Genomic DNA, 19,107 nt, shown 5'->3' with positions numbered 1-19,107 from the left:
CAACAAAATCGCATTCTGGCACGCTTCTGGCAAAAGTCTATCCGTCAGCACGCCGGGATACGCAGGGGTTACCGCCCCGCCGGCGCTCCGGGAACGACACGGGCCGTTATCCTGGGAGCGTTCCGCCAGCGGAAAGACATTTGCGAAAAGTCGGTTAACTCGGGTTCGATTCCCGTATTCGCCCAACAGGTGAACACTGGTTGTTTACATAGGCAGTACCCGGCAGTCCGCAGTCAGGATTGCCTCAGGTTGAGGTCGGTAATGATGCCGGGTCGTCGGCAAAATCGTCAGGTAACGGATGGCGATCCCCCGTCGGCTTCGCAGCTGCACCCGCCTCAGCATTGATAAACGCAGGGAGTATAAAATGAATAAAAAAATGAAAATTCGTAATGGTCAGTTAGGGTTACTGGCAAAAGAGGGTGATTACTATCAGATTCTGGAAGCGGGCGAGCATCGTATGCCGTGGTTTACCACCCCGGACGTGACGCTGATTGCGCGTGATGGCAGCGAGGTCCCGGCTGATTTGGCGGACACGCTGCGTCGTTTCCATCCGGAGTGGGTGGACAAATATTGCCTGGTTGCAGATACCACAGAGAATGAAGCCGCCGCGCTTTATTCACACGGCGTGCTGCTGGAGATTATCCCGCCCGCCTCCCGCCGTTTGTTCTGGCAGGATAGCGAGAACCTGCGCCTGGTAAGGATGGATACTCGCGATGTTCACGTCCCGGCGGAAATTATGCAGGCGGTTTTACAGCCTCGCGCTCGCGATAAAGCGGTGAAAGGACGCGACATTATCCTGACGGTCAACGTGCCCGCGTGGCATGCCGGCGTCTTGAAAATCGACGGAGAAACCCAGGCGTTACTGCCGCCGGGCCTGACCGCGTACTGGAAAGTGAACCATCTGGTAGAAGCGGAAATCGTCGATTTGCGTCTTCAGGTACTGGAAGTGGCCGGTCAGGAAATTTTAACGCGGGATAAAGTGAATTTGCGCCTGAACCTGGCGGCGAACTGGAACTATAGCGATGTTTTGCAGGCGTTTAGCCAGTTGACGAAGCCGGTGGATCATCTCTACCGGGAATTACAATTTGCGCTACGCGAAGCGGTAGGCACCCGCACGCTGGATGAGCTGCTGGAAAATAAGCAGATTATCGATGATGTGGTGAGCGCGCAGGTGGCGGAACGCATGGCGTCCTTTGGTATGACCGTCGCCTCGCTGGGCGTGAAAGATGTTGTGCTGCCGGGCGATATGAAAACCATTCTGACAAAGCTGGTTGAGGCGGAGAAATCGGCCCAGGCCAACGTTATCCGTCGACGGGAAGAGACGGCGGCGACCCGTTCGCTGTTGAACACGGCTAAAGTGATGGAGAGCAACCCGGTGGCGTTGCGTCTGAAGGAGCTGGAAACGCTGGAACGCGTGGCAGAACGCATCGATAAAATCTCTGTTTTCGGCGGCCTTGACCAGGTGCTGCACGGCCTGGTGAATATAAAAGGAGAAGCCTGATGAACGGCGTCAGTGAGGCAATGCAGGCCCGCGTAAGGCGGGTGCTGAGTGAAGTTGAGCAAAAATACGCGGTAAAAGTGCTTTATGCCTGCGAGTCGGGCAGCCGTGGCTGGGGATTCGCCTCCCCGGACAGCGACTACGATGTGCGATTTTTATATGTGCATACGCCCGAGTGGTATCTGCGCGTGGAGGCTGCGCGCGATGTGATCGAGCTGCCGATAGATGATGAGCTGGACGTTTGCGGCTGGGAATGGCGTAAAGCGCTTGGCCTGTTGAAAAATGCCAACCCAACGCTTATCGAGTGGCTGGACTCGCCCATCGTTTATCAGCAGGAGCCGCCGACGATATTAACGCTCAAGTCGCTGGTCCCTCAATGGTTCTCACCACTGCGCGCGCGCTGGCACTATTACTCCATGGCGCGGAAAAACTTTCGCGGCTATTTGCAGGCGGATGAGGTACGGTTAAAAAAATACTTCTACGTGCTGCGTCCGTTACTGGCGGTACGCTGGGTGGAAGCGGGGAAGGGCGTGCCGCCAATGCGTTTTGCTGAGCTGCTGGCGGGAAGCGATCTGGACGGCGCGTTACGTCAGGAGATTGATGAACTGGTGGAGCGTAAACAGCGCACCGGGGAAGCCGAATATGGCCCGCGCCGCCCGCGACTGCATGCGTTTATTCGCGCGGAACTGGCTCGGGGAGAGATCCCGCCTGTGCTTCCGGATAGCCGGGAAGGCGATGTCGGAGAACTGGACCGATTGTTGTATCAGACGGTAATGCGCCGGGCATAAAGCCCGGCGTTATTTATGGACGGTATTGCCAGCTGCTGACCAGGGCATAGAGGTGACTGGGCGAATAGCGCCAGCTTTCTTTTAACTGCAAGAATTCCGCACAAAACTCGCTGCAAAATAGCCGGTCCTGACGTTGTTTATTGCAACATAGCAGGCCCAGCGCCCCCCGCCAGTCATAGCGCTTGCCGCAGTGTTGGCGAAAAAACGCCTCTACCTCCTGCAAACTGACGTGAAGCGGCAGTTTATCCCACTTATTCTCCGGTAATGGCATCAGCTTGCCGCGTACTCCTCTGTCACGCAGAGATGACGAGTAATACAGGTATTCATTCTCACCGCGAGCCACGGCCAGCTCGCAGTGGGAATAGATGCCGCGCGTTACTTTGCGCGTCACCCAGTCAGCAATTCTGGCGATCCCCCGGTGCTCAGCCCGGCCTTTGTAACAGGCGAGCCAGACAACTGTTTCACTCATGGCTGCCAGCCTGTTGAATAGTCATACTTCATCACCGCCTGGATATCTTCCAGCGCCTCGACGGCGGCAATATGCCGCTGCGCGTTGGCGAACAGGCGCATGTCGTGATCCATCGTGACAGACTCGAACTGTGCGGCAATCTCGTTGGTTAAGGCAATCAGACCGTTATTTTTGGTCTGCCACATTAACCCTTTCGGGATTTGCTTTGCCTGACCCATTTTGGTCAGCGACAGTTGCTGGATACGGCTGTTGGCATCGCTGTGGAAATGGTTGCCGTCGATGATGATGTAGTCGGCGGTGATGGCGTCGCGCTGGGCTTTAATGGATCGTATGACCTGAGCTTTTGCCTGAGCTACCGCTTTTGCATCTGCGATCCACTTTTCTCCGTCCCATCGTGAGTAGGGAGATACCGGAGCTAGCGTTGTGGTCTGCGCCGGATATCCTCCTGGAATTGTGATTGCCACTGTCTTACCGGTTTCAGTGCTATAGACAGTTTCACCCCGGTGGTCTGCGAGATACTCCCACGCGGCCAGATCGGCGGTACGGCATATGGCATAGCCTTCACGTTGCTCAGGTGGCGCATCAGTACAGGAGTTTGCCGGGATTCCCTGACCATCAGACAAATACTCTTCGGATGAAGATAAATATTCGCGGGTTACTCCGTTATAATGAAATACGTTGATATAACCATTCGACTTAGCGAGCTTATTATTATTTAATTGTGTTTTTTTCATTATGCTACTCTCACAATAAAGTTAAATGCGATGTTGCGAGGACGAGTTTCATTCCCTCCAAACATGCCAATAACTTTATTTTCTCCTAAAGTACCTTGTGTATTTATTGAGCCTCTAATTTCACCCCGGACTGGATCACCGTCATCATTAATTGTAGTGAGAGATGCCGTTGTGCGAATAGAGTGATTATGACTGGCAAAAGCATCAGGTTGCGCACTTAATACAGAGCGCCACAGATCAACCCCGCGCCCATCATCCCAGCCGCGTAAAAACTCGCCACGCAAATCAGGCAACGTACCGGAAGGATAAGCAAGGGCTAACTTAGGGTATTTATTCTTATCAAATACCGCACCATTACATTTAAGCCAGCCTTCCGGTGGTATTGCCTGTGGCCACGGAAGTGGAAGCCCAACCGGAATATATTTGTCGATCTCTGCCTCAATCAAATACTGCGAATGAGGATCTGCCGCCGCAATATGCTCTGCCATTGTCTGATCAACATATTCCCTCGTTGCCAGCACGATCGACGGATCGACCATCAGCGTCACGGCTGCCGCGTTCGTTACCTCCATCACCGCGCGGATCACAATCTGCTTGCTGGCCCCGGCGGGCAGCAACGGCTTATAGGTTTCCGGGAATTTACCAATCGCAATAAGCGTGCCATCAACGTCCAGCAGGCCGACTTCACGGATATACCAGCCACCCACGGCTTCCGGGAGAACCGCTTCGGCGATAACCCACGCCGGGTTGTCTGGAGCGATTTTCAGGGTATTAAGCTGACCTCGCCACACTTCATGGACGACTTTCGTCTGGCTTTCCTGCGGTTCGACGTACTTGCCGTTACCATCGCCGACAACCATCGTTTGCAGACAGATCTGCTTTTGTTCTGCCAGCGCGGCGGCAATCTTCGATTTCCCCGCGGTGGTTAATATTGTAAAAAATTCACTAGCCATAATTACTCCGGGTAAACAGACATAATTTCGGTACTCCAGTACCCTGCGCCTACAGAAACAGACAGGGGTTGCGTAATACGATCGGGTTGATAAGGCAGCAGCAGGGTATATTCCACGGTGCTGCATCCCGTCGCGGTATAAATAATGGAAGACTGACTGACACTCTCCGCGATGGGCGGTAATACGGTGATAACTTCACCGCCCTGGGTGGCGCAGCCGATAATTGGTAGCTGACTCTGGTTTATTAACCAGATAATTACCGCTTCCAGTTTCGAACGAACGTTTTTATATTCATGAATAAGCGCCACCAGCGCATTAAATTCACTTTCATTTAAACCCCGGTCGATTAATTCAATTTCAATCTTAAAAAAATACGCTTTCCCCCCATACTCAAACCACTCAGCAATGGTGCCCGGCAGCGATAATATTTCCAGCACGCGGCGGACGGCCCAGGGCGTGCCTTTATATTTGTGCAGTTCAATCGCCTGCTTAATCAGTTCGCGCTTTTCCTGCTCATCGCTGGCGAATAGCCAACCTTCCAGCCCCTGCACGTGGAACTGTTCCGCCAGCGACGGCAGGGCAGAGGCATCGACCAGATCCACCAGATAAACCAGCAGCGCCGTCAGATCGAGTTGGGCAAAACGTTCAGCGGCGATATTCGCCAGAATCGAAAAGCGTTCATCGCTGGCCAGCGGTGGCGGCAGGAGTAATTTATCCATCGCTGACTCCGGCAATCGTCACGTCGATAGCGGTACACTCCGCCCACTCGTGCGCCTGCAATACCTTTTTGGTCGGCAACTCCAGCGCCACGTCGTAAACGCCATTCACCTGAAGCACTTTGATGATCTGATTTGGCACAATGTCCTGGCCTAATCGGGTCTGGCGCTGTTGCGTCCATGTGCTGATGGCCTCGCGTGCGGCGGCAAGCGTGGTCTGCTGATCGGCGGTAGTAAACAGCGTCAGCCGGGCGCGGATTTGATAAGCCACGCGCGGCGCGCGTTTTGCGCTCACCTTGTCGGTTAGCGGGCGCTTTTTCTCCTTACTCACTTCCCGCTCGATCTGCTCAAGCAGTTCCGCGCCCGGCAGGCCGTTCAGGGTCAGCGGATAGATCTCCACGCAGCCTTCTTCCAGCCCTTCATCCGGTCCCAGCACCGCCACGTCGATAATCGACTGGCTGACGGAGAGCGTATGAAAGCGGTAGGCACCATAGCTGCCCGCGTTACTGAAACTTTCCGGTGCCAGCTGGATACGCTCACGCAACGCATCGTCGCGCTCTTCGCCACAGCCGCCGGTTGACGCGGTCAGGTTGGTGACGCTGATATCGTAGCTGCCGATGTTGTCCACCAGCGCGCTTATCTGCGCAGGCTGCCAGCCGTTGCCTGATTCACCGGTCGCCACGCACGTCGCGGTAACGGCCACGCTCAGGCTGCCGGATGGGAGCCGCACATCCTCATCGGTGGCGAACATGACGCTATCCGACGCGCTGGCGCGGGTTCCCTGCGGAATGAGAATGTTGCTTCTGCTGGCCGTCGCGACAGAAAACTGCAATGTCGTTTTTGCAGCCTGAGCGGGCAGACGGTGAACGCCCACCAGCTCGCCCAGATAATCCAGCATGGGCGCGCGGGAATACGCGACCAGGTTTTGCTTCGCCGCCTCCTGAATGGCGATACGGACAAGATTTTCACGATAGGCAAACAGGTCGATGAGCAGTCGCTCCGCCTGTGCCGGGTAGAGTTTTTTACCGCTGGCGTCTTCGTATTGCGCAATCATCTCACGGGTGATTTGCGCCGGATCGCGGTCGATAAAATCGGGTTCGGCTATCGCCATAATACCTCCGTAGCGTTGATTACGCCGTCTGCGGCGCGCCATTGCACATGCAGCGTCAGATGTTCGCCGTTAATCGTCGGCGTGACCTTCAGCAGGCGACAGCGGGGTTCCCACAGGCGGATCGCCTCCACCGACTCCCGGACCACGTGCGGAATAGCACGCTCGATGGGGTAATCGATATAGCGCCACAAATTGCTGCCAAAAAGCGGCCTGTGGGGATCGCTGCCACACGGCGTGCGCAGAATGATGTGTATTGCCTGATGAATATCATCCAGCCCACAGACGTATTCTTCAGGACGCTGCAAGGCGGGTTGCCAGTGCAGGGTTGAGGGTCGTGTTTTCGTGTTCATGAGGTTATTTTCGCCCGGCAAGGCGAACGGTGATATTAAAGTGCTTTAGGAAAGGGATTGATTAAAAAAAGAAAAACCCGCCGTTGCGGCGGGTGAAGATTAATGGGAGTGATGGTTTGAGTTACCACCGCTATCAATGAGTTTGCCGCTGGCGCTGACGTTGCCCAGAACGTTGACGTTACCGGTGATGATGGCGCTATTTCCGCTGCCGCCACTGCCTGCCATACCGCCCAGCCAGGTCAGTTTTTTCATTACCGTCACATCGCCGGTAAACGTACTGAGCGGGGCATCGACGGTGACCTCCAGCGCCCTGATGCCGGTGCGAGCCGATTCCACGCTGACATCCATCGCTTTCACGCCCACGGTGCTGGCTTCCACGCTGACGTCCATCGCCTTAACACCCACGGTACTGGCTTCCACGCTGACGTCCGTGGCCTTCACGCTCACCGTGTCAGAGGTCACGCACACCCGCTGCGCATTGACCTCTACCAGAGGTGAGGTCAGGCTGGTGCTGTCCTTCACCTCAATCACGATTTTTTCAATGCCGCCATTGATGGTGAGTTGATGCAGCTTACGGTCGTATTCAAAAGCCGCCCCATCGGAAAACTGTACATAACGTTTGTCGCGCGAGGCCAGCGGCGGCGTGTCGACGGTGGAATAGACCGCCCCCAGCACCACACCGTCCTCGCCGTTACTGTCGAGCAGCACTTCAACCTGCTCGCCTGGATCGGGTAGCCAGTAGTCTTTATTATCCTGCGAGTTGCGGTGCAGGATGGGCAGCCAGTTGCTCTTCAGGTTATCGCACTCCGGCAGAGTCACCCTGACGCGCACGGTCGCCTCATCAATATCGCTGATAATCCCTGTCTGGCGGGTAACGCCTTTCATATTAACTCCTTACTGGCTGGTGGCCGGTCCGCGTGAAATGTCGATTTCTGTGGTATAGCCGCTGCGGGTGAATTTATGCATCGACTTGTCGATCAGCCACTGACCGGACAGAACGCCAAACTCACTCAGCTCGATTTTATTGCCCGCCGTCAGCTGCGGGCAGCCCATCATGGTGAGTGTGCCGGTCTGCTGATATTCGTTATGGCTGTCCAGTGCCGCCGTCGCTTTGGCCTGCGCCGCGCCAGCATCCGGGGCGCGGCTGTTGAGCTTCAGGGTGTCGGCACTGGTTGACGCCCCGCGCGCCGAGGCTTTCTCCTTACTGTCGTGGGTATAGATAACCAGCTCTTTTTTCTGGCTATTCTGATGCTGTACGGTGGCATTTTTGTAGATACGGTTGATGGTATCTTTAAACGTATAATGGGTGACATCCGTGCGTTTGAGCGTTCTCAATGGAGCCAGGCAGCGCAGCGTCGGCAGATGGGCAAAGATCAGCTCCTTTGCCGTCACTTTCACGGTGTAACCATATTCGCTTGCCAGACGCCGGAGAAACGCCACGTCGGTTTCCGCGTACTGCGTTACCCTGTCAATCGTCAGCGGCGCGATTTGACCGACCAGCGTTAAGCCATGCTTTTGCGCGATGCGGCTGGCGATGGCGGAAAGCGTGGTTTTCTCAAATCCCTGACTGTTTTTGGTGCGCAACGCCTTGCTGACTGAGGTGGCGATCCCATCAATATTGATTGTCGAGGGCGGGGCGGCGATATCAATTTTATCAATGGTGTAAATCCCGCAGTTGAGCAGATCTTCGCCCTGATAGCCCAGATGCAGCGCCAGCGTATCGCCTTTTCCGGGATACCATTCGTTCAGCCAGCGGCCGGCGGTATCTTCCAGCGTAATGGCGATCACATCGGATTCGTTTTTGATACTGTCGCTGTAGCTGATGCTGGTGACGTACGGCGCAATGTCCCAGGTAATATCTTTATGCCCGTACCAGAGCGTAAAAATGGGTGTCAGAGTGGCGGTCACGCCGCCGGACACGGTTATCTCAGCCATGGCGGTAGCTCCTGGGTGGTTTGTGTGACGCTAATAACCGGGATGATTAACCGCACACCTGACGGCAATAGCGGAACGATGGCAACGTGTGGATTGGCCGCAATGATGCGCTCATAGGCCAGCGCATCGCCATAATAGCGCCAGGCGAGATTATCCCAGCGTTCGCCGTCTGTCGTGACATGTTCAAGGTAGCGCATTACAGACTCCTCGTAATATCGGCGGCGGCAAGCTGACTCACGGCAGGCGAGGTTTGCCGTACCGTACTGCGAGCCTGGTTCACCAGCGATGTCGCGCTGTCGTAAGTTTCCCCCGCCACGCTGTCGGTGATCGCCTCAAACAGCGATTCGGCGTGTTTGATAAGCGTGGTCGCGTCGCTGGCGCACTGACGGATACCCGGCAGGCTTTTCATCAGCTCCTGGACTTTTGCCGCCAGGGCTTTTGGCAGCGCCGCCAGCGTTTGCCAGTCCAGCGGCTGCTGAAAAAGCGCCTCAATTCCGTCGATGCTTTTCTTTAGCGAGGCGATGATTTTGCTGCATTTTTCCTTCAGCGCTTTGGCTTCCTTCACCAGTTCCTTCACCTTATTAATCGTCTTTTTGATGTCATCAATGGCATCGGCGATATCATCAAGCATCTCTTTGGCTTCGCGCATACCCTCCTCAATCATGCTCATCAGGTCATCGAACCAGCTGTCGTTGAGATCGGGAAAATCATCCAGCATCTCGTCAATATTCGGCTCCTGCGTGGTGATGGCGGGAGGCAACAGCGGATTTTTTGGATCGCCGATGTACTCCTGCAATGTCAGATTTCCGCTCTGGGCAATGACGTTGCCGTAAGGGTCGGTATGCTTGTGGGTGGCCGTCAGCTCGGTAATCACAAACCAGCCGCGATACTCACCGTTACCGAACACCAGCGCCATCGCCTGATGCGCCGTCATCGCGCTGCGCAGGCGGTTCATCTCCGTCGCTGGCTGGCAAAACTGGCTGTGAAAGCTAAATTGCAGGGTGATTTTTTCCAGCTTATCGCCAATAAATTGCACGCCCGGTTTGCCTTCAATACGGGCATGACTGGCGTAATCCACACCCGTCGAACTTTCAAAATTGTCCCAACAGGCGACGACTTTGAATTCAATGTCTCCTAATACCGCATACATCAGGCGTACTCCCGGCGCTGTTTTTGCACCATTATGTCGTTGACCATTCGCTCCAGTTCCCGTCGGCTCAGCGCCAGCACGTTGTGAACATCCCCGGCGGCATTCGCGCCGTTCCCTTGCACCGTGACTTGTGGAGAAAAATGAACCTGGACATTGCCCGGCGCACGCGGAGGTCGCGGCAAGGATGTCGCAGCGGATTTTTCCGCCAGGGCGAGAGAGGTTGCTGGAGTTTTCGTTGCTGGCGGACTGACGGGATGTGACAGCAGCATTCCGGCCACGCCGGGCAGGGGAGCTACGGCAACCGGTTTTTCTATCCTGATGCCCAGCGTGCTTTTCGCCCAGTCAGGGATCTGGTCTTTCATCTGTGCAATCGCATCCTTCAGGAACGGCAGCGCGTTCAAAATACCGTCGATCAGGCTATTGAGCAGGTTGCTGCCGAATTCGCTAAAACTGGCGGGCAATTCAATACCAAACCAGTCCATCACGCTGGCGAACGCGCGGTAAAAAACACCCAGCGGCGACCAGTCATAAATCAGCCCTGTGATGCCCGCCAGACCGCCATCGAACGCCGTTTTGATCCGCGCCCAGACGCCGGAAAAGAAAGCGCAAAGCGGTTCCCAGTAGCGATAAATCAGGTACGCCGCGCCCGCAATGGCGGTGATAGTTAAGCCGATGGGATTCATGAGCAGCGCCCGTCCCAGCCAGATAAATGCCTGGCCGACCCATTTCAACGCGCTGACCAGCTGTCCTCCCAGCAATGTTGCCAGCGTCTTCGCGCCGTTACCCAGCGATTTCAGGAACGTCAGTGCGTTGCTGACACTGCCGCCCAGCGCCAGGCTGGCTTTCACCTTCAGGAAAATATCGATCAGGTTAATGAACGGTGAGGCGATAAGGTTTGCCCCCAGCCTGAGGATGTTCAGCGCACCGTTGAACAGCCAGATAGCGCCAGCCATTTTGGCTATTCCCTGTACCAGCGCCGGATTTTCCCGTAGCCAGGCGCTGAACTGGCGAACGAGCGGCGTGAGGGTTTGCGCCAGTTCACCCACGGCGGGCAGTAGTTGCAGGCCGACGGTGAGCCACAGATCGTTTAACGCCAGCTGTAACGCTTTGGTTTGTTCTTTTGATGATGCCATTCTGGCAGTGAAATCATCGTCGATCAGGTTCTGACTCGTGGCCTGCATCGCGTCGGCCTTTAACTGGCGATACTCGTCCATACTCGCCAGCATCGGGGTGATAAATTCCAGCGCCTGCGCGTCGTCGAACATGGCATTCAGATTGAATTGCGTCGAGACGGCCTTCACCGCGTCGCCGCGGGCAGCGAGATCCTCAATCTTCATAGTTTGTTTTAACGCATCAAGGATGTGCGGGTTCATTTTATCCAGTTGCATCTGCACGATATGCGTCATCGCTTCCGTGACGCCAACGCCGTTCTGCTGATGTTCCAGCAGGGAACCCCGCAAATCCACGCCCTGACTGGCGAACCAGCTATCGGTCTTTTTCGAGAAGGTCGCTTGCAGAAAATGGTCGTAATGCTCTGCCGCCACAGCCGCGTTCGGCGCATTTTGCATGGCGATTTGCATTGTCGCTGCCAGCGTGGCGAGACCTTCAGTCCCCGTCGCCATCGTTTTAGGGGCAAAGTGAGCGATCCACTGCGTTTGTTCCGCCACAGAAATGCCGCTGTTTTTGCTGACGCTGAACAGCATATTCTGCGCGGATCGAAAGTCAGCAGGATCGATGTTTAGCTGGCTGCGGGTTGCGATGGCCGCCTGCGCCCAGCTCTCTGCGCTATCGCGGGTGGCGGTGGCGGCTTTGGCGATATCAGGCATATAGCGGCTAAGATCCTGTAATGAGGTGATACCGCCTTCCATCATTGAGGACGCCGCGTCTTGCAAAGCCTGCTGATCCTGATTGAAATCCATACTCCAGTTGCGAAGACTCAGACTTAAGGCATCCCGTGTCCCGTCATCCATGCCGCCTTTACGCGCCATATCGACCATCTTGTCCTGAAAATCGTAAGGCAAGGCCCAGTCAGGAGCGTCAATAGTCAGGAGTTTGCCGAATTGCCCGGCGAAACGTTGCGATTTTTCCAGCAATTCGACGCGCTGCTGACCGTTCTCTTCCCGGCGAAAGGCGGAGTCGGTAAGTTGTTGCGTCAGTTGGGTCATTTTACGTTGCTCGGTACTGAGCGAGTACAGCATGTTGGCATTGAGTGAGCCGTAACGGGCTATTGCCTGCGTCAACGTCTCATTACGCGCCTGAAGCTGAGTAATAATATCGTTGGCCAAAATGGTTTCTCATTTAAGTTGATGGCCCGGTAACAGGCTTGCCGGAAAGAGACAGGAGTAGAGTAAACCGGGCACAGGTCAGGAAACCCGCAGGTATTACTCCTGCGAGTCGTATTCGTGTTTAATTTGTGCGCTGGCTTCATCCAGCCAGCCGGTGAAATCGTCGACCGTCAGCGCGTCTATTTCACTGGGCGGAAAGCGAAACCATCTCGCCAGTAGCGCCATCGCCTGCCACAGCTGCTGCGGATCCTGTAGCCACGCTAAGCATGGCCTGAAATCGTTTCTGCAATGCCTGATAGTCCAGCAGATCCATCTCCGCCAGATCTTCCGGCACCAGTCCGGTCATTGCCGCCATTAGCGGTTCATCCCACTCTTCCGGCTTGTCGCTGGTGCGGCGCGCGGCGCGCATATCTTTAACCTTCAGGCGGCGCAGGGTGAGTTTTTCAATGCGCTCACCAGCTCCGGAGGTAAACGGGAACTGCAGGCTATATTTTTCGTTCATGATATTTATCCTGATGTAGTGGAATTCGGGGCCGCAGCCCCGAAATATTAGCCGCCGATGTTATTGCGGTAGGCGCTTAATTGATCCGTGCCGTTTACGCGGAAAATATTCGCCAGATAATCCAGTTCAAGAAGCGTTTCACCGTCTATCACCTGTTTAATATACGTGCAGCTAAAACCGCTGCTAATATCCGGATTTTCGTTCTGTTTAAACGTACCCAGAGGGTTCTTTTTAAACATCACCGTCATGTGAGTAACCAGCGCCAGTTGATCGGCTTTCCCCTGCGAGTTATAGCAGTCGATACTGGAACGGCACTGTAATGCCACCGCTTTCCACGGGTTCGCCGTTTTACGCATCACGTCCGGATAAAACGCGTTCCACTTAATTTCACCCTCCAGTTTGTCAAAACCGGCAGGCAGTTCGATTTTGCCAACCATCCCCAGCGCTTTATGCTCCTGCATAATCATGCTGATATCCGGTAATTTAATTTCGCTCGCGCGACCTAAAAGGTTATTACCGTCGAGATAAATATTGGCGTTAGTAATACGGTTGATTTGAATTTTTCCGGCCATTAGCTATTGCTCTCCAGAGAGACTAAATATTCAGAGGTAATTTCAGTTTCAAACGTCAGGCGTTCCAGCGGCGGTGGCGGCGTGAATTTGTAGCTCAACAGCAGGTGCCCGGCCGCCAGTTCAGTCTGCGGATTACGTGCCGGGTCGTACCAGCATTCAAAGCCCAGCAGTGCGCCGTCGGCAATCAGCTTGCGACCCCAGGTATTTACCGACTCGGTCAGGGCGTCGATCAGCGCCTGATTAATGGGCATATCCATATACTGCTGGCTGAAATAACGAATCGATTCGTTAATCACGTCGCCGGTGCGGCGCACGTTTTCAAAGTTGCGCATATGGGTGACGGTCGGCCAGGCGGCGGTACGGTTGCCCCACAGACGCAGGCCGGAGCCATAGCTGTTGAAGACGGTGGTAATACCGTTTTCGTTAAGCTGATTCACTTCGCTTTGCGGATCGTCGATCATCGCCGACAGCGAACGCTCGGTACCGGTAATGCCCTGAATTTCCTGGTTGGAGTTGCTCCACCAAAAGCCTTTTTCCATATCGATTTTGGCGCGCAGCCCGGCAGCGCGGGAAGAGAGCGGCTCCAGCACGTCGGCATTGGTGGTGCTGTCATACACTTTGACGTGCGGATAACACAGCCGGGCGCGGTCGGAACTGGTGTTGAAGTTGATAGCGCCTGCCGGACCGCGGCCTGCCAGCACCTGCTGGAAGGTGGTGCCGATAGGCGCATCAATGTAGGCGATGGCACCCAGTTTTTCCGCCTGGGCGATAAGCTCGGCGGAGACCGATTTCTGGGTGCAAAAGACTGGCGCAATCAGGATCTTGGGGTAAAAACCATACTGGTTCCAGGTATCCTGCAACAGTTTCATGCCGGTGCGATCGCCCGCCGTGTTTACTGCGCCAATGATGTCGGCAGCGGTGACTTTAGTCGGATCGGCATAGGTATAATTTACATATGCCTTCGTGCCGGGTTTCAGGTTAGCGCCCATGACAGTGATATTACCGGTCAACATATCAACAGTGTAATCCGTGTCTTTGATATAAGGGCTTCCAGCATTGGTACTCCGGCCAATACTCATGGTTTGCAGCGCGCCATGCTTCAACTGAATCCGACCATTATCATCGACCGTGACGGACTCGCTGGTAATAGTCGTTTTATGGGTTTTCGGATCCAGCACGTTAATCACCACTACCGTACCCGCGCCATGATCGTAAATGGCTTTCAGCGCCTGGGGAATGGTGAAATTCGCCAGCGCTGGACCAAACTGCGCCACATCGCTTTCCGATAAACAGAGCGTCGGCTGGTTGGCAGGGCCGCACGGTGCGGTGCCGATCAGCGCAATCACCGCCGATTTCACCGCTTTAATCGGGCGCGGCCCGGTTTCAATTTCAATGGTTTCGACGCCGTGCAGATAATTAGCTGCCATGAACAATTTCCTCTTCGTTTGTTTCTGCTTCTTCCGTGACAACCGGTGCCAGATGACGACGTGCAATCATCGTCATCACCCACTCATTGTCTTCAGGGAGTTCCACTTCACTCTCGGGCCAAAGTAAGATTTCCTGACCGTCAGCAAGCGTGACGCCGCTTGCCGGGCCGCTGTAGATATATTTCATTGCATTTCCTCGTAGTTAACCTGTGTGAGCACAGGCAAATCTTTGCCTTCCTGACAGGGGATAAAAACCGTTCTGATGGCCAGCTCCAGCGTGTAACGCCAGAATCCGTTTGAGGCACCGTTGCACGTCTCGCCAACCAGCCACAGCGGGCATTCACCCTCCGCAAGCGCAAGACCGCCCAGTACCTTTCGCACCCGATCCAGCGGGTTCAGCGGGCTATGCGCCTCTGGCGTAATAACCGTCGCCAGAATGTGCAGCGTTTGTATTTGCACCCCGACATCGGTGGATTGCGGCGGGGTGAAATCCGAACCGGGGTAGCTCAGTACGACCGTGTCTCGCGGCTCGTCCGGCGCAAACGCCGACGGGCAGAACGGCATAAACTGAGTTGCCAGTTCAGGTAATGCCTGCTGCAATTGCGTAACGATGGCATTAATAACGGCGGGTGTTTCCATCTGTGGTTCTCCTTAATATGCGGATGATATAACCAGGTCAGCCGCCTTAATTCGCAGGTATTATTACGTTGAGGAGAAGTAAATTCTTTTAATGCAGGTTAGGAAAACTATTTAAAGATAATAAAAAATCCCTGCGGTAAAAACCGGCAGGGATTTGACGGGTTATAACGGTGCGCTACGCTGTAATAGCTCAATTTTATTATATAGCGCATCCAGCTTGGCTTCGATAACGGCCTGGCCACGGAGATAATCATCTCTTCTGACATAATGCAGCGGTAATTCTCCCCGAAATTCCAGAAATTCTCTTTCCAGCTTGGCCCAGCCTGTCTCTGACTCGCGCCTCGCTAATTCCAGCGCTTCGAACCGTTCATTCAACCTTTTTTCTATTTGTGAAAGCAACAGTTTTCCGGCACCAAACATCAGCCCGACGAAAGACAGTAATAGTGAAATGATTTCCCAGAAATCAACGGTGAGTTCCATTTTTCTCCTTCTATAATGGCGTACAACTGGAAGTTCCCCACTGCAAATATTGTGGGGCATGCTGATAAAGTATTTTTTTCGGATAATCTCGATTTTCGCGCCAGTTATTTTTACTGCGCCCGGCATTGACGCGCTCCACCTGATCGAACCAGATAAGCGCATTAAGTCCTTTTGTCGTAGCCAGCTTCTTATCGCGATTAACCCAACCCTGGCCGCCGTTATAAGCACTTAACGTGAAGGCCATTCGCTGACAGTCATCCTGCGCGGCGGTGTTTTGCCAGAGATAGCGATCGTACTGAACCAGCGTTCGTATCGCCCAGCCTGGATTCATCGGCGCGTTTTCCCGTAGCTGGGGATAACGCTCACTCATCCAGCGTGCGGTGGCCGGCATAAATTGCGCCATCCCCTGAGCGCCGACCGGAGAGCGCGCGTCGGGACGCCAGCCTGATTCCTGTTGAAATTGCCCGGCAAAATCGGCAACGGGGGCGTTCAGCCCCCATATCTCCCGTGCGGTGCGGATAAGCTCGCTTCGCCAGGCCTGCGCGGCCCTGGGGGGCTGTGCGGCGCAGGGGGGCAGCACCCATAACGTACATAATACGCACAGCCCTTTACGCCACATCACTACAGCCCCACAGCGACGGCAAGACACACCGCTGCGACGATGATGGCCCGGCGGATCATGGCGGCAGCGCAGCACAGCGACTCTTCCCACGGGCAGAACGAGTCCGGACGCGCCCACGGGAACAGGCTGCGATCGAGCCAGTAGCCCAGCACCGCCGACAGCGAGACCAGACTGAGTTTATAAATGACCACCGGCATCTGCGGCGCGGATATCCAGCCAATAAGGACAAACAATATAACGGCGGCGATCAGCCAGCCGGACAGCCGAGGGAACGTGAATTTCTGCATAGAGACCTCCTGATAATAGAGGCATGAGTATCGCGTGTTGCCATAGATGAAGAGCGGAAATAACTTTAATAAATAACTTTAAAAAATGTATTAGCGAATAACGTAACAAAAAAACCGGGCGTTAATTAATAAAAAATCCAGCCGTAGCGCCAGCGGGGCCGCCGATGTGGCCGATAGGGACATCGCCGCCACAGCGCACAAGGCAGAGAGGTGCGCTACGCCTGCCTGTTTCACCTAACCCTTTAATTATGCTGTCTATTTATAGAGGGCGCGGAAATGCCTTTGCGAGTTTAAAAAAGTGTTGGCGCGGGTTGCATGACAAAAAAATTTCAGATAAAAGACTGTATATGCATACAGTATGGTGTAAAATACCCTTATCGGTGAAGGGCTGTTGCGCAGGTGAATATAAATATTAATTATCAATCAAATGGCAATATTTATAATTTACCTGAATAGCTCGCACCAACCACTGAAAATATATATTCATTTTAATGATGTTTTGACCGGTGGCGTAAGGCACCTGTTTCTGTACTGTTCATGCAACAGAAGTAGCGGATTAAACGTGGTGCAAGCAATATGGAGATTAAATATGATGCATAAATCACAAGATATAGGGCGGTTGCCAGAAATTATCAGCGATCTGGCTTTTCATGCCGCGCAGGTGCTTATTGAAAGCATGAATATAGACAGCGCATCGGCAAAAAACGTCGGTCATGCCATTGCGGACAGAATGATGCGCAACTGGGGCGGGCAAAGCATTTACTTCCCGAAAGGGGTTTCTGGCAAAGCGTCCGACAGGGATTACCAAATCTACAGCGAATGCAATGGTCGTAACTATGCGGAACTGGCGAAGAAGTATAATTTGACGTTGCAGTGGATCTACAAAATCGTGAAGCGGGTCCACACGGAAAAGCAGCAGAAGCAGCGTATGCTCTGAACCGGGCATGGCGTATAGCCGTCGCTATACGCCAGCGGGCGCTTACTCAAACAAATTATAATGCAGCTTCTGCACCACCTGCTCGGCTTCCGCGCCCGGCACCAGGAAACACAGGTTGTGGCTGGATGCGCCGTAGCAAATCATACGAATGTTAAACGGCTCGAGCACGCCAAATACCTCTTTGCCGACGCCGCAGGCTTTGGACAGATCGTTGCCAATCAGTGCCACCAGCGCCAGGTTTTCTTCTACTTCCACGCGACACAGCGACGAGAGTTCCGTCAGCAACGCCTGGGTCAGTAGCGTATCGCCAGTTGAGGTGGAGCCGGTGGTATCCAGGGTCAGTGCGACGCTGACTTCTGAGGTGGTGATCAAATCCACCGAAATGTTATGCCGCGCCAGAATACCAAACAGTTCGGCGAGGAAACCGTGTGAATGCAGCATATTCAGGCTGTGCAGCGTTAACAGCGTCTGTTTACGTCTTAGCGCCAGAGCGCGGAACAGCGGGGGGTTTTGCGTTTGATTGCAGACCAGCGTGCCGCCGGCTTTAGGATCTTTGCTGGAACCTACAAAGACCGGAATGTCGCTGCGCACGGCCGGCAGCAGCGTCGCCGGATGCAACACTTTTGCGCCGAAGGTCGCCATTTCTGCCGCTTCTTCAAAGGCAATCTCATCAATACGCCTTGCGGCGGGGACCACGCGTGGATCGGTGGTGTAGATGCCCGGCACGTCGGTCCAGATATCGACGCGCGTCGCATGCAGCGCCTCACCCAGCAGGGCAGCGGTATAGTCGCTGCCACCGCGGCCAAGGGTGGTGGTGCGGCCTTTGGTTTCGCTGCCGATAAATCCCTGAGTGATGGTCAGCCCTTCCTGAAGCCGCGGCGCAAGCAGCTGCGCGGTTAGCTCAGCCAGCGTCACGACGTCCGGCTCGGCGCGGCCAAAGCGATCGTTAGTGCGCATCACTTTACGCACATCAAACCACTGCGCCTGAATGCGACGCTCGCGAAGGATCTCAACGAACAGCAGGGTGGACATCAGTTCACCGTGGCTGACCAGTTCGTCAGTGAGCGCCGGCGAGGTCGCCAGCGAGGCCGCCTCCGCCAGGGTGGTAATGTTCTCCAGCAGACGCTCGATCTCTTCGCGAATAATATTCGGCTGCGTCAGACGCTCAAGGATATCAAACTGAATTTTGCGCAGGGCATCGAGTTTAACGAAGCGTTCCCCGGCCTCCAGTCCCTCAGCCAGAGACACCAGCAGATTAGTCACGCCCGCAGAAGCGGAAAGCACCACCAGACGAACGCTGGGATCGGCAAGTACCACATCCGCACTATGGTTCATGGCGTCAAAATTAGCCACGCTGGTGCCGCCGAATTTGGCGACAACGAGCGGGGAAACAGCAGTAGTCATAACAACCTCGCGTCAGGGGATGAAAAAGCGACCTTGGCACAAGGGCAGAACGATCACCGGTCCATGTGCAAATACCTTATTCATAAATAAAAGGTGTGCCGGGTGATGTCAACGCCGGGGTTATGCGGATTTTTCATGCAGCCCCACCCATCAGAAAAATCACTAATAAAGGCTATACTTTCCCTGTCCTTTTTGACCGTTCTTGCCCCTGAGCCTGGGCAATGGCATAAAAACCATCACAATTTTCC

Annotated in this window: 24 protein-coding genes; 3 read left to right on the top strand and 21 right to left on the bottom strand. The window is 54.5% G+C overall.

Annotation, left to right across the window (positions count from 1 at the left end; translation table 11 throughout):
• Positions 1 to 364: 364 nt before the first annotated feature.
• Positions 365 to 1,501: a slipin family protein gene (locus ACMGGS_RS04530; protein WP_414165205.1), complete on the top strand. Its 1,137-nt coding sequence runs from the start codon at positions 365 to 367 to the stop codon at positions 1,499 to 1,501.
• Positions 1,501 to 2,286, top strand: a complete 786-nt coding sequence (locus ACMGGS_RS04525; RefSeq protein WP_414165204.1) for a DNA polymerase beta superfamily protein — start codon at positions 1,501 to 1,503, stop codon at positions 2,284 to 2,286. Before ACMGGS_RS04530 ends, ACMGGS_RS04525 begins: the two co-directional genes overlap by 1 nt.
• Positions 2,287 to 2,299: 13 nt before the next feature.
• Here ACMGGS_RS04525 and ACMGGS_RS04520 read toward each other — a convergent pair whose 3' ends face one another.
• The 20 genes from ACMGGS_RS04520 to ACMGGS_RS04425 all read right to left on the bottom strand — a co-directional run bounded on the left by ACMGGS_RS04520 (position 2,300) and on the right by ACMGGS_RS04425 (position 16,518).
• Positions 2,300 to 2,755 (bottom strand): hypothetical protein, encoded by a 456-nt coding sequence (locus tag ACMGGS_RS04520; RefSeq protein WP_414165203.1) that lies wholly within the window; start codon positions 2,753 to 2,755, stop codon positions 2,300 to 2,302.
• Complete coding sequence (locus ACMGGS_RS04515; RefSeq protein ID WP_414165202.1) at positions 2,752 to 3,489, bottom strand: DUF4376 domain-containing protein; 738 nt, start codon at positions 3,487 to 3,489, stop codon at positions 2,752 to 2,754. The genes ACMGGS_RS04520 and ACMGGS_RS04515 overlap by 4 nt, the downstream gene beginning before the upstream one ends.
• Positions 3,489 to 4,442 (bottom strand): phage tail protein, encoded by a 954-nt coding sequence (locus ACMGGS_RS04510; RefSeq protein ID WP_414165201.1) that lies wholly within the window; start codon positions 4,440 to 4,442, stop codon positions 3,489 to 3,491. Before ACMGGS_RS04510 ends, ACMGGS_RS04515 begins: the two co-directional genes overlap by 1 nt.
• A 2-nt stretch (positions 4,443 to 4,444) precedes the next feature.
• Positions 4,445 to 5,161 carry a phage tail protein I gene (locus ACMGGS_RS04505; protein ID WP_414165200.1) on the bottom strand — a complete coding sequence of 239 codons (717 nt, stop codon included), beginning with the start codon at positions 5,159 to 5,161 and terminating at the stop codon, positions 4,445 to 4,447.
• Positions 5,154 to 6,269 carry a baseplate J/gp47 family protein gene (locus ACMGGS_RS04500; RefSeq protein WP_414165199.1) on the bottom strand — a complete coding sequence of 372 codons (1,116 nt, stop codon included), beginning with the start codon at positions 6,267 to 6,269 and terminating at the stop codon, positions 5,154 to 5,156. The genes ACMGGS_RS04505 and ACMGGS_RS04500 overlap by 8 nt, the downstream gene beginning before the upstream one ends.
• Positions 6,260 to 6,619 carry a GPW/gp25 family protein gene (locus ACMGGS_RS04495; protein ID WP_176918721.1) on the bottom strand — a complete coding sequence of 120 codons (360 nt, stop codon included), beginning with the start codon at positions 6,617 to 6,619 and terminating at the stop codon, positions 6,260 to 6,262. Before ACMGGS_RS04495 ends, ACMGGS_RS04500 begins: the two co-directional genes overlap by 10 nt.
• A gap of 99 nt (positions 6,620 to 6,718) precedes the next feature.
• The gene (locus ACMGGS_RS04490; protein WP_414165198.1) at positions 6,719 to 7,504 is read right to left on the bottom strand and encodes a phage baseplate assembly protein V; all 786 of its coding nucleotides are present in this window, start codon (positions 7,502 to 7,504) and stop codon (positions 6,719 to 6,721) included.
• Positions 7,505 to 7,513: 9 nt separating this feature from the next.
• On the bottom strand, positions 7,514 to 8,554 hold the full coding sequence (locus ACMGGS_RS04485; protein WP_414165197.1) for a phage late control D family protein: 1,041 nt from the start codon (positions 8,552 to 8,554) through the stop codon (positions 7,514 to 7,516).
• Positions 8,542 to 8,751 (bottom strand): tail protein X, encoded by a 210-nt coding sequence (locus ACMGGS_RS04480; protein ID WP_414165196.1) that lies wholly within the window; start codon positions 8,749 to 8,751, stop codon positions 8,542 to 8,544. Before ACMGGS_RS04480 ends, ACMGGS_RS04485 begins: the two co-directional genes overlap by 13 nt.
• Positions 8,751 to 9,704 carry a phage tail protein gene (locus ACMGGS_RS04475; protein WP_414165195.1) on the bottom strand — a complete coding sequence of 318 codons (954 nt, stop codon included), beginning with the start codon at positions 9,702 to 9,704 and terminating at the stop codon, positions 8,751 to 8,753. The genes ACMGGS_RS04480 and ACMGGS_RS04475 overlap by 1 nt, the downstream gene beginning before the upstream one ends.
• Positions 9,704 to 11,989, bottom strand: coding sequence for a phage tail tape measure protein (locus ACMGGS_RS04470; RefSeq protein WP_414165194.1), 2,286 nt, complete (start codon positions 11,987 to 11,989; stop codon positions 9,704 to 9,706). Before ACMGGS_RS04470 ends, ACMGGS_RS04475 begins: the two co-directional genes overlap by 1 nt.
• A 96-nt stretch (positions 11,990 to 12,085) precedes the next feature.
• The gene (locus ACMGGS_RS04465; protein ID WP_176918715.1) at positions 12,086 to 12,214 is read right to left on the bottom strand and encodes a GpE family phage tail protein; all 129 of its coding nucleotides are present in this window, start codon (positions 12,212 to 12,214) and stop codon (positions 12,086 to 12,088) included.
• Positions 12,174 to 12,491 (bottom strand): phage tail assembly protein, encoded by a 318-nt coding sequence (locus tag ACMGGS_RS04460; protein WP_414165193.1) that lies wholly within the window; start codon positions 12,489 to 12,491, stop codon positions 12,174 to 12,176. The genes ACMGGS_RS04465 and ACMGGS_RS04460 overlap by 41 nt, the downstream gene beginning before the upstream one ends.
• 47 nt (positions 12,492 to 12,538) lie before the next feature.
• Positions 12,539 to 13,063 carry a phage major tail tube protein gene (locus ACMGGS_RS04455; protein ID WP_176918713.1) on the bottom strand — a complete coding sequence of 175 codons (525 nt, stop codon included), beginning with the start codon at positions 13,061 to 13,063 and terminating at the stop codon, positions 12,539 to 12,541.
• Entirely contained in the window at positions 13,063 to 14,490 is a 1,428-nt protein-coding gene (locus ACMGGS_RS04450; protein ID WP_414165192.1) for a phage tail sheath subtilisin-like domain-containing protein, read from the bottom strand. The genes ACMGGS_RS04455 and ACMGGS_RS04450 overlap by 1 nt, the downstream gene beginning before the upstream one ends.
• The gene (locus ACMGGS_RS04445) at positions 14,480 to 14,677 is read right to left on the bottom strand and encodes a hypothetical protein (protein WP_194207245.1); all 198 of its coding nucleotides are present in this window, start codon (positions 14,675 to 14,677) and stop codon (positions 14,480 to 14,482) included. The genes ACMGGS_RS04450 and ACMGGS_RS04445 overlap by 11 nt, the downstream gene beginning before the upstream one ends.
• Complete coding sequence (locus tag ACMGGS_RS04440; RefSeq protein ID WP_414165191.1) at positions 14,674 to 15,129, bottom strand: Gp37 family protein; 456 nt, start codon at positions 15,127 to 15,129, stop codon at positions 14,674 to 14,676. Before ACMGGS_RS04440 ends, ACMGGS_RS04445 begins: the two co-directional genes overlap by 4 nt.
• Positions 15,130 to 15,291: 162 nt before the next feature.
• Complete coding sequence (locus ACMGGS_RS04435; RefSeq protein WP_176918709.1) at positions 15,292 to 15,609, bottom strand: hypothetical protein; 318 nt, start codon at positions 15,607 to 15,609, stop codon at positions 15,292 to 15,294.
• 10 nt (positions 15,610 to 15,619) lie between these two features.
• The gene (locus ACMGGS_RS04430) at positions 15,620 to 16,228 is read right to left on the bottom strand and encodes a transglycosylase SLT domain-containing protein (protein WP_414166195.1); all 609 of its coding nucleotides are present in this window, start codon (positions 16,226 to 16,228) and stop codon (positions 15,620 to 15,622) included.
• 2 nt (positions 16,229 to 16,230) lie between these two features.
• Positions 16,231 to 16,518: a putative holin gene (locus ACMGGS_RS04425; RefSeq protein ID WP_414165190.1), complete on the bottom strand. Its 288-nt coding sequence runs from the start codon at positions 16,516 to 16,518 to the stop codon at positions 16,231 to 16,233.
• A 589-nt stretch (positions 16,519 to 17,107) separates the two neighbouring features.
• Here ACMGGS_RS04425 and ACMGGS_RS04420 point away from each other — a divergent pair.
• Positions 17,108 to 17,455 carry a Mor transcription activator family protein gene (locus tag ACMGGS_RS04420; RefSeq protein ID WP_176918707.1) on the top strand — a complete coding sequence of 116 codons (348 nt, stop codon included), beginning with the start codon at positions 17,108 to 17,110 and terminating at the stop codon, positions 17,453 to 17,455.
• A gap of 42 nt (positions 17,456 to 17,497) precedes the next feature.
• Here the strand turns inward: ACMGGS_RS04420 and lysC are convergent, their stop codons facing one another.
• The gene (gene lysC / locus ACMGGS_RS04415; protein ID WP_176918706.1) at positions 17,498 to 18,859 is read right to left on the bottom strand and encodes a lysine-sensitive aspartokinase 3; all 1,362 of its coding nucleotides are present in this window, start codon (positions 18,857 to 18,859) and stop codon (positions 17,498 to 17,500) included.
• Between the last annotated feature and the right edge of the window lie 248 nt (positions 18,860 to 19,107).

The sequence above is a fragment of the Superficieibacter sp. BNK-5 genome, assembly GCF_047456055.1.
Taxonomy (GTDB): Bacteria; Pseudomonadota; Gammaproteobacteria; order Enterobacterales; family Enterobacteriaceae; genus Superficieibacter.
Note: the sequence above shows the minus strand (reverse complement) of the source record. Positions and strands in the feature narration are given on the sequence as shown.